General features: G+C 57.5%; 10 protein-coding genes and 1 pseudogene. 7 read left to right on the forward strand and 4 right to left on the reverse strand.

The genetic code is table 11. The features are described 5' to 3' along the window. Positions 1–13: 13 nt before the first annotated feature. From ABXH05_RS01430 to ABXH05_RS01445, 4 genes are all read left to right on the forward strand, one after another. The gene (locus ABXH05_RS01430; RefSeq protein ID WP_353559454.1) at positions 14–391 is read left to right on the forward strand and encodes a hypothetical protein; all 378 of its coding nucleotides are present in this window, start codon (positions 14–16) and stop codon (positions 389–391) included. A 223-nt stretch (positions 392–614) separates the two neighbouring features. Further along, positions 615–1,952, forward strand: a complete 1,338-nt coding sequence (locus ABXH05_RS01435) for a glycosyltransferase family 4 protein (RefSeq protein ID WP_353559455.1) — start codon at positions 615–617, stop codon at positions 1,950–1,952. Beyond that, positions 1,924–2,655 (forward strand): class I SAM-dependent methyltransferase, encoded by a 732-nt coding sequence (locus ABXH05_RS01440; RefSeq protein ID WP_353559456.1) that lies wholly within the window; start codon positions 1,924–1,926, stop codon positions 2,653–2,655. Before ABXH05_RS01435 ends, ABXH05_RS01440 begins: the two co-directional genes overlap by 29 nt. Before the next feature lie 3 nt (positions 2,656–2,658). Beyond that, on the forward strand, positions 2,659–3,792 hold the full coding sequence (locus ABXH05_RS01445; RefSeq protein WP_353559457.1) for a prenyltransferase/squalene oxidase repeat-containing protein: 1,134 nt from the start codon (positions 2,659–2,661) through the stop codon (positions 3,790–3,792). Here the strand turns inward: ABXH05_RS01445 and ABXH05_RS01450 are convergent. Then, complete coding sequence (locus ABXH05_RS01450) at positions 3,751–4,368, reverse strand: class I SAM-dependent methyltransferase (RefSeq protein ID WP_353559458.1); 618 nt, start codon at positions 4,366–4,368, stop codon at positions 3,751–3,753. The genes ABXH05_RS01445 and ABXH05_RS01450 overlap by 42 nt on opposite strands. An 84-nt stretch (positions 4,369–4,452) precedes the next feature. Here ABXH05_RS01450 and ABXH05_RS01455 point away from each other — a divergent pair, with 84 nt between their 5' ends. Next, positions 4,453–4,974 carry a protein phosphatase CheZ gene (locus ABXH05_RS01455; RefSeq protein WP_353559459.1) on the forward strand — a complete coding sequence of 174 codons (522 nt, stop codon included), beginning with the start codon at positions 4,453–4,455 and terminating at the stop codon, positions 4,972–4,974. 21 nt (positions 4,975–4,995) lie between these two features. Here ABXH05_RS01455 and ABXH05_RS01460 read toward each other — a convergent pair whose 3' ends face one another. Continuing rightward, the gene (locus tag ABXH05_RS01460) at positions 4,996–5,982 is read right to left on the reverse strand and encodes a threonine ammonia-lyase (RefSeq protein ID WP_353559460.1); all 987 of its coding nucleotides are present in this window, start codon (positions 5,980–5,982) and stop codon (positions 4,996–4,998) included. Positions 5,983–6,148: 166 nt separating this feature from the next. On the opposite strand from ABXH05_RS01460, the gene ABXH05_RS01465 reads away from it, so the two are divergent. Beyond that, the gene (locus ABXH05_RS01465; RefSeq protein WP_353559461.1) at positions 6,149–7,303 is read left to right on the forward strand and encodes an FIST signal transduction protein; all 1,155 of its coding nucleotides are present in this window, start codon (positions 6,149–6,151) and stop codon (positions 7,301–7,303) included. After that, positions 7,300–8,985, forward strand: a complete 1,686-nt coding sequence (locus ABXH05_RS01470; RefSeq protein ID WP_353559462.1) for a PAS domain-containing sensor histidine kinase — start codon at positions 7,300–7,302, stop codon at positions 8,983–8,985. Before ABXH05_RS01465 ends, ABXH05_RS01470 begins: the two co-directional genes overlap by 4 nt. Before the next feature lie 5 nt (positions 8,986–8,990). Here the strand turns inward: ABXH05_RS01470 and metH are convergent. Next, positions 8,991–12,739 (reverse strand): annotated as a pseudogene (gene metH / locus ABXH05_RS01475) (methionine synthase). Positions 12,740–12,862: 123 nt separating this feature from the next. Further along, positions 12,863–13,423 (reverse strand): cob(I)yrinic acid a,c-diamide adenosyltransferase, encoded by a 561-nt coding sequence (locus ABXH05_RS01480; RefSeq protein WP_353559463.1) that lies wholly within the window; start codon positions 13,421–13,423, stop codon positions 12,863–12,865.

A 13,423-nucleotide genomic window follows, 5' to 3' on the forward strand; every position in this document is an offset into this window, starting at 1 on the left:
AGAGGGGACAAAAATGGACATGATGGCCGACATCGCCCGCGAAGGACTGCTCATCCAAGGCTGGGTCTACTGGATGATAGCCCTGAACACCGCGGCTATTCTCTTTGTGTTTCACCGCGTTGAAGCCCGGTGGATCCTGGGAGCCTGGATCGCCAACCTCTTCCTTATGGGCTTCCTCTACGACACCTATGGCTACACCCGAATTCTGGGCCTGTCGCACATCATCTTGTGGACCCCGCTGCTTGTTTATCTGTGGCGTCGGCGCAGCTCGTTCGATGCCTCAACCTGGGGCGGTCGGTATCTGTGGGTGGTCTCGATCACCATTTTTGTGTCGCTGATCTTCGATTACGTAGATCTGGTACGCTATTTTATGGGTGATCAGGCCGCATAATTCCTTGTCAGGCCTTGAATTTTCGCCTTCCTGACTAATTTGTAAGCTCCCTTGGCGTGTGCGGTGCACATCGTTATGATCGCGCCGCAACATGCCTGGCGGGAGCCGCAGCCTCATGCGCGGTGGCCATCGCCGATTTCAAAGGCGTGTTTTCTTTTTTGTGGGATTTCCCGCCATTTATAAGCAGGCGCGCCGCAATGTGCGTTTGCAGGAGTAAGGCTATATGAGCCAGGCGCTATCACGCGCTGACGTGCCGGACTTTGAGCCGCGCGAGCCCATCGACACTCGCGCCCGCCCCGGCATTGACCGCCCCCTTCGCATGCTGATGCCCAGCTACCGCTCCAACCCCACAACCGGTGGCCAGGGCGTGTATATGCGCCTTATCACCAAGGCCCTGGCAGACCGCGGCCATGAGATCGACGTTGTATCCGGCCAGCCCTACCCGGTGCTGGACCCACGCTGCCGCCTCATCAAGCTGCCGTCACTCGACCTGTATGCAAACCCACACCCCATCAAGGCATTGTGGTCAGGCGAAATTCGCGACTGGCTCGATGTAAAAGAATGGTGGTGGCACAACTCAGGCGGCTTCCCGGAGCCTTTTACCTTCGGCGAACGCATGGCCAAATGGGCGGAGACCCGTGTCAATGATTACGACATCGTCCACGACAACCAGACCCTGTGCTGGGGTCTCCTCAAAATGCGCGACATGGGAATGCCGGTGCTGGGAACCATCCACCACCCCATCACCCGCGACCGCCGCATCGACATCAAGCACTCACCCAACCCGTTCTTCGCCTTCCTGAAGTGGCGTTGGTATTCATTCCTCAACATGCAGATCAAAGTGGCGCGCGAACTTGAAGACCTGATCGTGGTCTCAAAATCAACGCTGCGCGATGTATCGAAGGACTTCGGTCTCGACCCCAACCGTCTGGAGCTTTGCTATCACGGCATTGATACCGAGCAGTGGCGGCCGATGCCTGAGATTGAGCGCAAGACCAACCGCCTCATTGCCTGCGCCAGTGCAGATGTGCCCCTCAAGGGTCTCATCTACCTGATCCGCGCCTACGACCAGCTGCTGCCAAAATATCCGGATCTTGAACTGGTCGTGATCGGTTCCCTGCGTGAGGGCAACACGTCCAAGGAACTTGAGCGTCGCGGCATCAAGGACAAGGTGAAGTTTGTATCCGGTGGTCTGACCGACGAAGACATCACCAAGATGTACGCGGAAGCCACCATTGCCATCTCACCGTCCGTCTATGAAGGCTTCGGCTTCCCCTGCGGTGAAGCCATGGCATGCGGCGCGCCTGTGATTGCAACAGACGGCGGCTCCCTTCCCGAAGTGGCGGGCGACGCGGCACCGGTTGTGCCCAACTCCAACCCTGAAGCGTTGGCAGCGGAAATTTCGCGTCTGCTCGACGACAAGAGCCTGCGCGACAGCATCGGTGCTGCAGGCCGTGAGCGTATGCTCAAGGAATTCCAGTGGAGCCGCACTGCCGAGAACCTCGAAAAAATTTATCTGGAGACTATCGGACGTGCGCACGGTCGACTTCGCCAAGCTTAACCTTCAGGAAGGCGACCGGGTTCTGGACCTTGGCTGCGGCGAAGGGCGGCATATGCATGCTGTCTACTTTGCCAAGGACGAGATTCAGGCCGTTGGTGTCGACCTGTTGCTCGAGGATGTTCAAAAGGCCCGCAAGGGCTTTCTGGATTTTCCAGACCTTGACCCGACAAGCCCGCGCAGCTTCGGCTTTTCGGTGGGCAATGCGCTCAAGCTACCCTTTGCCGACAACACCTTCGACAAGATCATCTGCTCGGAAGTGCTGGAGCACATCCCGGACTATCTGGGTGCTGTGAAAGAGATCAACCGCGTGCTCAAGCCCGGCGGCAGGTTCGGTGTATCTGTTCCCCGCTACTGGCCGGAGCGCATCTGCTGGGCCCTGTCAGAGGACTATCACAACACACCGGGCGGCCATGTGCGCATCTTCAGCGAGGGTCAGCTACGCGGCGCTGTTGAAGCGCAGGGTCTCTCCTTCCTTCAACGGCACTGGGCGCATGGTCTGCATTCCCCCTACTGGTGGATTCGCTGTGCCGTGGGTGTCCGCGATGACGAGAACTTCTTCGTCCGCACCTATCACCGCTTTCTGGCATGGGACATCGTCAAGCGACCCTGGCTGACGCGGATGCTTGAAAAGATCGCAGATCCCCTCATGGGCAAAAGCGTTGTGATGTATTTCAGCAAGGCCACCCGAAGCGGGAGCGCATAAGCGGTGAGCACTCTCCACCTCACCAAGGGATCGAAAATCCACGACGGCCTGTTCGACGGTGCCGTTGCGCGCATTCTTGAACTGCAGCGCGAAGACGGCTCCATCCCTTGGTACGATGGCGGCGTCTTTGACCCGTGGAACCATATCGAAGCAGCCATGGCCCTTGATGTCATGGGAGAGCGCAACGCCGCTGTGCGGGCCTACCAGCACCTTGTGGACATCCAGCTCGAAGATGGGTCGTGGTGGATGGAAATGGGCTCTGCCGTCCCTCTAGACGAGGATGAGCAGCGCTACACCGGCGAAAACGAGCAAGACAAGAAATACGAGCGCGACACCAACAGCGCCGCCTACATCGCAACCGGTATCTGGCATCACTATCTGCTGACACAGGACACAGACTTCCTGCAGCACTTCTGGCCGACCGTCAAAAAAGCCTTTGCCTTTGTTGTCAGCCACCAGTCAGAGCACGGCGAAATCCGTTGGGCCTCCCGCGACACCGATGCACCTGATGACGCACTCATCACCGCAAGCTCCTCCATCCACAAGAGCCTTGAGCACGCAGCGCACATTGCTGCCACCCTCGGCCACACTGACCTTGCCGGTGAATGGATTGCGTCACGCGACGCCCTTGGAGACGCCCTGCGCCACAAACCACACCGGTTTGACCGCACCTGGGAGCCGAAAGACACCTTCTCCATGGACTGGTATTACCCCGTCCTCGGTGGTGCGCTCACCGGCGAAGCTGCCTACGCAAAAATCGCCTCACGCTGGGACGAATTCGTGCAGGACGGTGTCGGCTGCCGCTGCGTGGTTCACGAGCCATGGGTAACGGTGGCAGAGTCCGCGGAGCTCTGCCTTGCCCTGATGGGCATGGGTGACCGTAAACGCGCCGAAAAAATGCTGTCATGGCAGCATCAGCATGCCGATGACGATGGGGCCTACTGGATGGGGATTCAGACTGAGGTCGGCAAACCCTGGCCTGCCGAGAAGCCGGCATGGACAGCAGGTGCTGTCATTCTTGCGGCAGACGCCGTGACGCAATCAACGGCCGCTTGCAATGCCCTCATTGACCACACCCTTCCCGACATTGACGGTTTAGATGCGGCGCAGGATCGCCAGCGTCTCAATAAGCGCTAGGCCGCGAAACAAGCCTGACGCCAGCGCCAGCTCATATACTTCATAAGGTGGCCGCCCCCCCGTCTCAGGGTCCGGGTGCACATCGTGAATGGCCAGAATGCCGCCCGGTGCCACTTTCGGTGCAAACAACCGATAGTCCGTGAGTGCTGCGTCCAGCGTATGCCCGCCATCAATGAAGACCATGCCCAGGGGCTGTTGCCAGACCCGTGCAAAATGCGCCGCTGATGTCGCCACCGGGATCACCACATCTTCCAGATCCGCATCCCGAATGGTCTTGCGAAAAAGTGGCAAAGTATCAATTCCACCATGGCCGTCGGCCAGATCCGGGTCATGAAACATCTGATCCGGCTGATTTTCTTCAGACCCACGATGATGATCGACGGCCAGAACCTGCCCGCCTCCAGCCCGCGCGCCCATGCCAAGGTAAACGGTTGATTTACCACAATAACTGCCGATTTCCAGCACAGGACCGAGGCTGGCGCATGCTTGGGCATGCTCCCGCAAGGCCTGCCCTTCTTCAGGTGCGAGGAAGCCTTTTACAGTTTCAATATCAATCGGGAGGGCAGAAGTACTCATCTCAACCATTCAGCAACTTAGGTTTGGGACTATGCAATCAAAGATTGTGACGTCAGACTTTTTGATACAAACCGGGGCATGACTATGGCTGAAAAACCAGGCACTGCAGAACAGAAGCTTGCAATGATCCGCACGCAGCTTGAAGCAATGAACAATAGCATTGCGGCGACGCGCAAGGAAATCAGTGACATTGGTGAGTCCGATACAGCTGGCGATCGTGTAAACGAAGCCACTGGCGAACTTGATGCCATCGTCGAAGCAACTGAGAGTGCCACATCATCCATTCTGGAAACGGCAGAAAAACTGGATGACATTGCCACGAACGTCGCCGCCTTGGACAACGGAAGCGACGCCGCTGCAGCGCAGGGCGAAGCCATCGGGGAACTGACAGCTGAGATCTTCATGGCCTGCTCCTTCCAGGACATCACCGGCCAGCGCATCAGCAAGGTTGTTTCTGTACTGAAGGAACTGGAGCGTCGGACATCTGCCTTGCTGGGCGACGATGCACCTGAAGTCGATACACGTCCCGACGCCCACCTGCTCAATGGCCCCGCCGCAGAAGGCGAAGGCATCGATCAGGACGCAGTTGACGCAATGTTCGCCTAAGAAATCCGAACCTGCGCACCGCTATATTTTTTCTGCAAGCACATCTGCAAACAATTCAGCATCGGCATTCCCGCCGCTGAGAACGGCGACGCTGGTCTGCCCTTTGGCATCCACCGAACCATTCAGCAGTGCTGCAAGGGCGACAGCGCCGCCTGGCTCCAGCACCAGTTTCAACTGGTGAAAAGCAAAACGCATGGCGTGGGCAACCTCGGCATCACTGACAGCCACACCTTCGCAGATGTTTTTTCTGTTCACTTCAAACGTCAACTCTCCAGGCCTGGGTGCCAGCAATGCATCGCAGATTGAGCCGGTTGTGGACGGGTTCTGGCATCGATGACCTGCAGCAAGTGATCTGCGCGTATCGTCAAACCCGTCAGGTTCAACCGTGATGATGCGGGTTTCTGCCGACAGCGCCTTCATTGCAGTCGAAAGCCCTGCGGTCAGCCCGCCCCCACCACATGGCACAAGCACCTGATCGGCCACATGGCCTGCTGCACCCAGCTGTTGGACGATCTCCATGCCCACGGTGCCTTGCCCGGACATGACATCAATATCATCGTAGGGCGCAATTTTGACCTGCCCGCCTTCTTTCGAGATGGCCGTCGCAATCTCCTGACGGTTTTCAGAAGCGCGGTCGAAGCCGACGACATCTGCGCCAAGCGCGATTGTCCGTTCACGCTTTGCAGCCGGCGCATCATGAGGCATTACAATCGTTGCACGTACGCCAAACGCACGAGCCGCCATCGCAACTCCCTGCGCATGATTGCCGCTGGACCAAGCCACCACACCCTTGGCACGCACGTCCTCTTCAAGCCTGGAAAGCGCTGTGTAAGCCCCGCGAAATTTGAAGGCCCCGATGTGCTGCAGATTTTCGGCCTTGAGGAAAACGCGTCCGCCGACACGTTTATCAAGCACATCATTGCGCAGCAGCGGCGTTACAACAGATTGGCCATGAAGACGCGCAGCAGCATCTTCAATCAACTCAAGGCTTAAAACCGCGTGGCGCATGGGACCTTGTTACCGCACTCGGTTCGCCGGGAAAAGTACCCATAGGTCGTGGTTCAAGCCATTGATATCCCTAACAAAATCCTAACGCTGGGCGAAACGCTCGTTAACTCGACATTTGACTATTTCTGCGATCCTGAAACCTCAATTGGCTCAAGGGATTGCCTCAATGCAAAGTCAGCAGCTCAAACTTCACGACGCAGCAACATGGCGGCCTGAACATCAAGACACGCCACTATCGCGCGCACAGATCGTCCTGGCCTTCATGGACCCGGGACTTGGTGATGCAACGGCCCCCATTCGCGCCCTGCAGGCTGACTTTCCCGATGCTGACATTGTCGCTTGCAGCACCGGCGGAGAAATACTTGGTGACGAGGTGATCGAAGGATCTGCAGTGGCGACAGCACTCGCCTTCGACAACACGCCCACGCGTCTGGCCACGGCAGAGGTACAAACGTCGGCAGACAGTTTTGCGGCAGGCCAGTCCCTGGGCGCGCAACTGGCTGATGAAGACCTCGCTGGCGTTTTTGTCATCTCTGAGGGTCTGCAGGTCAACGGCAGTGAACTGGTCCGCGGCCTTCGTGAGAAAATATGTTCATCCGCCGCCATCACCGGTGGCCTCGCCGGAGACGGTGCGGACTTTGGCGTCACCCGCGTAGGGGCCAATGAAAGCCTTCGCGCTGGCCGCATTGCCGCTGTCGGTTTTTATGGCGACGCCATTCGCATGTCTCACGGCAATGCCGGCGGATGGGAAGAATTCGGCCCTCAGCGCCGCATTACCCGAGCACAGGACAATGTTCTTTATGAGCTGGACGGCAAACCGGCGCTGGACCTCTACAAGAAGTATCTCGGCGACGCGGCAAGCGAACTCCCCTCCAGCGGTCTCCTGTTTCCCTTGAAGATTTGTCGTACCAACAACGAGGAAACCGCAGACGATCATGATGCGGTGAGAACAATTCTCGGCATCAATGAAGAAGATCAAAGCCTGACATTCGCCGGCGACATCCCTGAAGGGGAAAACGCTCAGCTGATGATGGGCAATTTCGAGAACCTGATTTCCGGCGCGGGCGATGCTGCAGCCAATGCGTCTCCCCGATGGGACTGCGACAGCAAGGGCAGCATCGGCATTCTTGTCAGCTGCATTGGACGCAAACTCCTTTTGGGCCAGCGCACCGCTGAAGAACTGGAAGCGGTGAGCGACAAACTCAATGGCATGCCGACAATTGGCTTCTACTCCTACGGCGAGCTTTCGCCCCATGCCGCATCCGGCATCTGTGAGCTGCACAACCAGACCATGACAATCACTTTGCTGGGTGAAGCATGAGCGAGGTTCCAACCTCGAAAAAGCCTCAAACGCTCCACCCATTGCTGGAGCGGCAGCTTCGTCGTGCCCAGAATGCGGATGGAACGATCGATCACTCAGAACTGGTGAAACTGGTTGATGGTGCCTATCGCGAGAGCGACGCCAACTCAGCGCGCAGCCGACATGCCACCAAACTGATGTCTGAAGAGATGCTCGATCTTAATCGCGCACTCGAGGAAGAGGCGGAAGAGACGTTCCGGGCCATCCTTTCCGGCATCGATGAGGGTGTCATCCTGGCCACGCCAGACCTGCAGGTAGAGTTTGCCAATATCGCGGCAGAGAAAATTCTCGGTTACGCATCCAGCCAGATGGCCGACAAGACCCTGGAGCACTTCCTGCCCGCTCTTGAGCAGCATTCTGGTGAGCAGAACATCACCGCCACGCACAGCAGTGGCAAAGAACTGGTCCTACTGCTGACTTTAAGCCCGATCAGCCGCAGCACGAAGCCGCACGTCATCTGTATCCTCAAGGACATGACCGATCGCAACATGCGAGAGCGGCAACTCAAGGCAACCGGCGACAGATTGCGCGCGGTTCTCGACAATGTCAGCCATGGCATCATGATGGTTGACCATGCGGGCGAAATCACCGCCTGGAACAAACGCATCTGCGACGTGCTCCATCTGGACCCCGAGTTCATGGAGCAACACCAGACGCTTGAGGCAGCGCTGCAACATGGCGTGGCACCACAGCTTGAAAACAGTGCAGCCCGCAAGGAACTGATCGACTACTGGCGCGAGCGACTGTCTGCGACGGAACCCCAGTCTTTCGAGCAACACACCAGTGAAGGCCGCACGCTGGATGTCCGCACGCAGCCGCTCGCCACTGGCGGGTTTGTCGCGAGTTTTGCGGATATCTCAGACCGCATGGAAATTGAAAGCGAACTGCGGGCTGCCAAGGAGGCTGCTGAGGCCGCAAGCCATATGAAGTCAGAGTTTCTGGCCAACATGAGCCATGAATTGCGGACGCCACTCAACGCGGTCATTGGCTTCTCGGAGGCCATCGAGCAACAAATCATGGGTGAAGTACCAAGCGTCTATCGCGGCTATGCCAGCGACATCCGCACGTCCGGCCATCACTTGTTGAGCCTCATCAATGATCTTCTTGATCTGTCCAAGATCGAGGCCGGCAAATTCGACCTTGAAGAAGAACAGATCAATCTGGGCAACATCATCAGCGTTTGCCGCCGCCTAGTTGAGCCGACAGCGCAGGCCAAGAACATCACAATTACCAAGGACGCTGCCTATCTACCGCCGGTCTGGGTGGATGAACGCGCCATGCGCCAGGTGTTCTTGAACGTGCTGTCCAACGCCGTGAAGTTCACCGAGCCTGGCGGAGAAATCGCCATTACGTCGAGCCTGTCAGATGCTGGCGAAATCACCGTGTCGATTTCCGACAACGGCATAGGCATGGCACCGGAAGACATTCCCCGCGCGCTGCAGCCATTCGAACAGGTGAGCAGTGCCCTCACCCGCGGACATGCAGGAACAGGCCTTGGCTTGCCCATGGTTGCGTCATTGCTGCACCTCCATGGTGGAGATGTCAGGGTTGAAAGCGAGCTGGGCAAGGGAACATCCGTTCACCTTGAGTTGCCCGCATCGCGGTCCATGCCCGGCTATGTTCAGGTCGCGATGCTCGACTGATCAGTCTAGTAGGCCAGATTTGGCTGCAACCACCGCTCTATCACCGACAGCTCCATACCCTTGCGCTTGGCATAGTCCTCGACCTGATCCTTGTGGATGCGGCCGACACCAAAGTAGGCCGCGTCAGGGTGTGCGAAGTAATACCCGGACACAGCAGCTGCCGGGAACATCGCAAAGCTCTCGGTCAGTTCCAGACCTGTATTTGCCTCAGCTTCCAGAATATCGAAAAGCGTGCGCTTCTCCGTATGGTCCGGACAGGCCGGGTAACCCGGTGCCGGACGGATGCCACGATATTTTTCCGAAACCAGGTCTTCGTTCGACAGATCTTCGTCGGGCTCAAAGCCCCAGAACTCTTTGCGGACCCGCTCATGCATCCGTTCTGCAAAGGCTTCCGCCAGCCTGTCGCCCATGGCTTTGACCATGATGGACGAATAGTCGTCGTGGTCTTTTTCAAACTCTTTTGCCCGCTGCTCGACCTCATCACCGGTCGTTACGGCAAAGCCACCGAAATAGTCAGCAAGTCCTGTGTCCTTTGGCGCGATGTAATCCGCCAGAGCAAAGTTCGGCCGGGCATTGGCGCCCTTGCGCTCCATCTGCTGACGCAACGTATGCACCGTCGCCTTGACCGTGCTTCGGCTGTCATCGGTATAGAGTTCTATATCGTCGCCCACGGCATTGGCCGGCCAGAAGCCGATTACACCGCGCGGCTTGAACCACCCTTCCCCCACAATCCGCTGCAACATCGCCTGCGCGTCATTGAAGAGGCTTGTTGCCGTTTCACCCACAACCTTGTCTTCCAGAATGGCCGGGTAAGCCCCTGCCAGATCCCAGGTACGGAAGAACGGCGTCCAGTCAATCCGGCTCACCAGTTCACCCAGATCATAGTCTTCAAAGACCTTGAGACCGAGGAACTCCGGCTTGGGCGGCTCATAGCCCTGCCAATCAACCGGTACCTTGTTGGCACGCGCCTTTTCGATCGGGAACACAACAGCATCCTTGCGGCCTGCTGCGTGCTTCTCCGCCATCTGCTTGTAGTCGTCAGCAATTTCCTTGACGTACTCTTCCTTGCCCGTGTCAGACAAAAGAGCGGACGCCACGCCAACAGCGCGGCTGGCATCCGTCACATAGATGGCAGGGTTTTCATAGTTCGGGGCAATCTTGACCGCCGTATGCACCTTTGAGGTCGTGGCACCACCAATCAGCAGCGGAATCTCAAAACCCTGGCGCTGCATTTCAGCCGCGACGTAGCACATCTCATCCAGCGACGGCGTGATCAAGCCGGACAGACCAATGATGTCCACCTTGTGCTTCTTGGCCTCTTCAAGAATGGTTTCAGCGGGCACCATCACACCAAGGTCAACCACATCGTAGTTGTTGCACTGAAGCACAACGCCCACGATGTTCTTGCCGATGTCATGTACATCGCCTTTCACCGTCGCCATAAGGATCTTGCCCTTGGCACGGGTGTCGCCACTGCCCTCTTTTTCCTCTTCGATGAAGGGAATGAGGTGAGCAACGGCCTTCTTCATCACGCGCGCTGATTTCACCACCTGCGGCAGGAACATCTTGCCCGCACCAAACAGATCGCCGACGACATTCATGCCGTCCATCAGTGGACCTTCGATCACATGCAAAGGCCGCTCCGCCTCAAGACGGGCTTCTTCTGTGTCTTCCACCACGTAGTCGGCAATGCCGTTGACCAGCGCGTGAGACAGCCGGGCACGTACGTCGCCTTCGCGCCAGGTCAGGTCCTTTACCTTCGCCGTCGCGCCGCCGCCTTTGTATTTGTCTGCAATTTCCAGAAGGCGATCCGTGGCGTCCTCACGCCGATTGAGGATCACGTCCTCAACATGCTCACGCAGCTCCTCAGGGATTTCGTCATAGACCGTCAGAGACGCAGGATTGACGATGCCCATATCCATGCCCGCAGGAATGGCGTGATAGAGGAACACAGCATGCATCGCTTCGCGCACGGCATTGTTGCCGCGGAACGAGAACGAGACGTTGGAGAGGCCGCCTGACACATGGCAGTACGGCAGCTCCGCACGAATGCGCTTTGTCGCCTCAAAAAACTCAACGGCATAATTGTTGTGTTCTTCGATGCCCGTCGCGACCGCAAAAATGTTCGGGTCAAAGATGATGTCTTCCGGCGGGAAGCCAACTTCATTCACCAGGATGTCGTAAGAGCGCTTGCAGATTTCAAACTTTCGATCGGCCACATCCGCCTGACCGTCTTCGTCAAACGCCATGACGACAGCAGCAGCACCATAGCGCCGGATTTTCTTGGCATGCTCGACGAAAGGCTCATGACCTTCCTTGAGCGATATCGAATTCACGATCGCCTTGCCCTGCGTGCACTTAAGCCCGCTTTCGATGATGTCCCACTTGGAGGAGTCAATCATCACAGGTACGCGGGCAATATCAGGTTCTGATGCCACAAGGTTCAAGAAGCGCACCATGGCCGCTTCTGAATCAAGCATGGCTTCGTCCATGTTGATGTCGATGACCTGAGCCCCGCCCTCAACCTGGTCACGTGCCACATCAAGAGCTGCGTCAAAATCCCCATCAATGATGAGTTTCTTGAACTTGGCAGACCCCGTCACATTCGTCCGTTCACCGATATTGATGAACGAGCCGCCGGCCCGACCTTCGCTTGCTTGTGCTTCTTCAGTCATTCGGCTGCAGCCTTTCCGGCAGATGCTGCCGCAGTAAACGGCTCAAGGCCTGACAATCGAATGCGGGTGTCTATGTTCGGAATGGCACGAGGTGCCTTCCCTTCCACAGCCTGAGCAATGGCACCGATATGGTCCGGCGTCGTGCCACAGCACCCACCTACAATGTTGAACAGACCATCATCTGCCCACTGGCCAAGCGCTTCAGCCATTTGTTCCGGCGTCTCGTCGTATTCACCAAACTCGTTCGGCAAGCCCGCATTGGGATACACACTGACCGGCACGTCGGCGACGCGGGACAGCTCGGCCACAAAGGGACGCATCAGGTCCGCACCAAGGGCGCAGTTCAGGCCAACAGAGAGCGGACGCGAATGGCGCACGGAATACCAGAACGCTTCCGTTGTCTGACCCGACAGGGTGCGACCGGAGCGGTCGGTAATCGTGCCCGAAATCATCACCGGCAGTTTGAAGCCCACCTCTTCAAACACTTCGTCAATGGCAAAGAGCGCAGCCTTGGCGTTGAGCGTATCGAAGATGGTCTCAACCAGAAGGACGTCCGTGCCACCTTCAATCAGACCCTTGGTTGCTTCCTTGTACGCAACACGAAGCTCGTCATAGGTCACGTTGCGCGCGCCAGGGTCATTCACGTCCGGCGACAGGGATGCAGTCCGGTTGGTTGGCCCAAGGGCGCCTGCAACAAAGCGCTGCCGATCGGACGTCGCCATGGCATCGCAGGCCTCGCGCGCCAGTTTGGCAGCTGCCACATTCATCTCATACGCCAGATCTTCCATGCCGTAGTCGGCCTGGGCGATGGTCGTTGATGAAAAGGTGTTGGTTTCCGCAAAGTCGGCACCGGCCTCGAGATATTCCGTATGGATATCGCGAATGGCATCGGGCTGCGTCAGCACAAGCAGGTCATTGTTGCCCTGAAGCGGACGCTCCCAGTCCTTGAAGCGCTCGCCGCGATACTCTTCCTCACCGAATTTGTGCTTCTGGATCATGGTGCCCATGGCGCCATCCAGCACCATAATGCGGGACTTCAATGTCTCCTGCAGGGCAGTCTGCCGGTCTTCGCGAGTCATAAAACCACGGTCCTTCGAGCCAAAAACGCCGAAAAACTGCGAAAAAAACGATTTTTCGCAGGTCGGCAAGGCATAAGGACATAAAGGTTTCTTTATATCAATTCAAGGCGTCGTTTCAGCGCCCTACTTCGTCGCTCCAGGCACCCACAAAACGTCGCTCTTGCCGCCATCATTGGCGTCACGGCCAAGCACGAACAACAGATCGCTCAGCCGATTGAGATAGGTGCCCATGAGCACGTTGATGTCGGCATGTTCCGCCAACGCCCAGACATCACGTTCAGCCCGCCGTGCAATCGTGCGCGCCAGATGCAGATAGGCAGATGACGCTGACCCACCCGGCAGAACAAACGACGACAACGGCTCAAGCCGCGCATTCACCGTCTCCACATCGGCCTCAAGAGCCGTCACATGCGCATCTGTAATCCGTAGCGATGTTTCCGTTTTTACCGTCTCGGGAATGGTGATGTCAGATCCCAGATCAAACAGGTCGTTCTGGATGCGGGTCAGCATGGTACGCACTTCATCAGTCGCGTGCAGCACGGCAACACCGATCGCCGCATTGAGTTCATCGACGCTGCCCTGCGCCACAATGCGTGGATCAAACTTGGACACGCGGCTCCCGTCAGCCAGGCTGGTCTGGCCTTTGTCGCCGCCCTTGGTCGTGATTGATGTCAAACGCACCAT

Origin of the sequence: Pyruvatibacter sp. HU-CL02332, assembly GCF_040362765.1 — a bacterium.
Lineage (GTDB): Bacteria > Pseudomonadota > Alphaproteobacteria > CGMCC-115125 > CGMCC-115125 > Pyruvatibacter.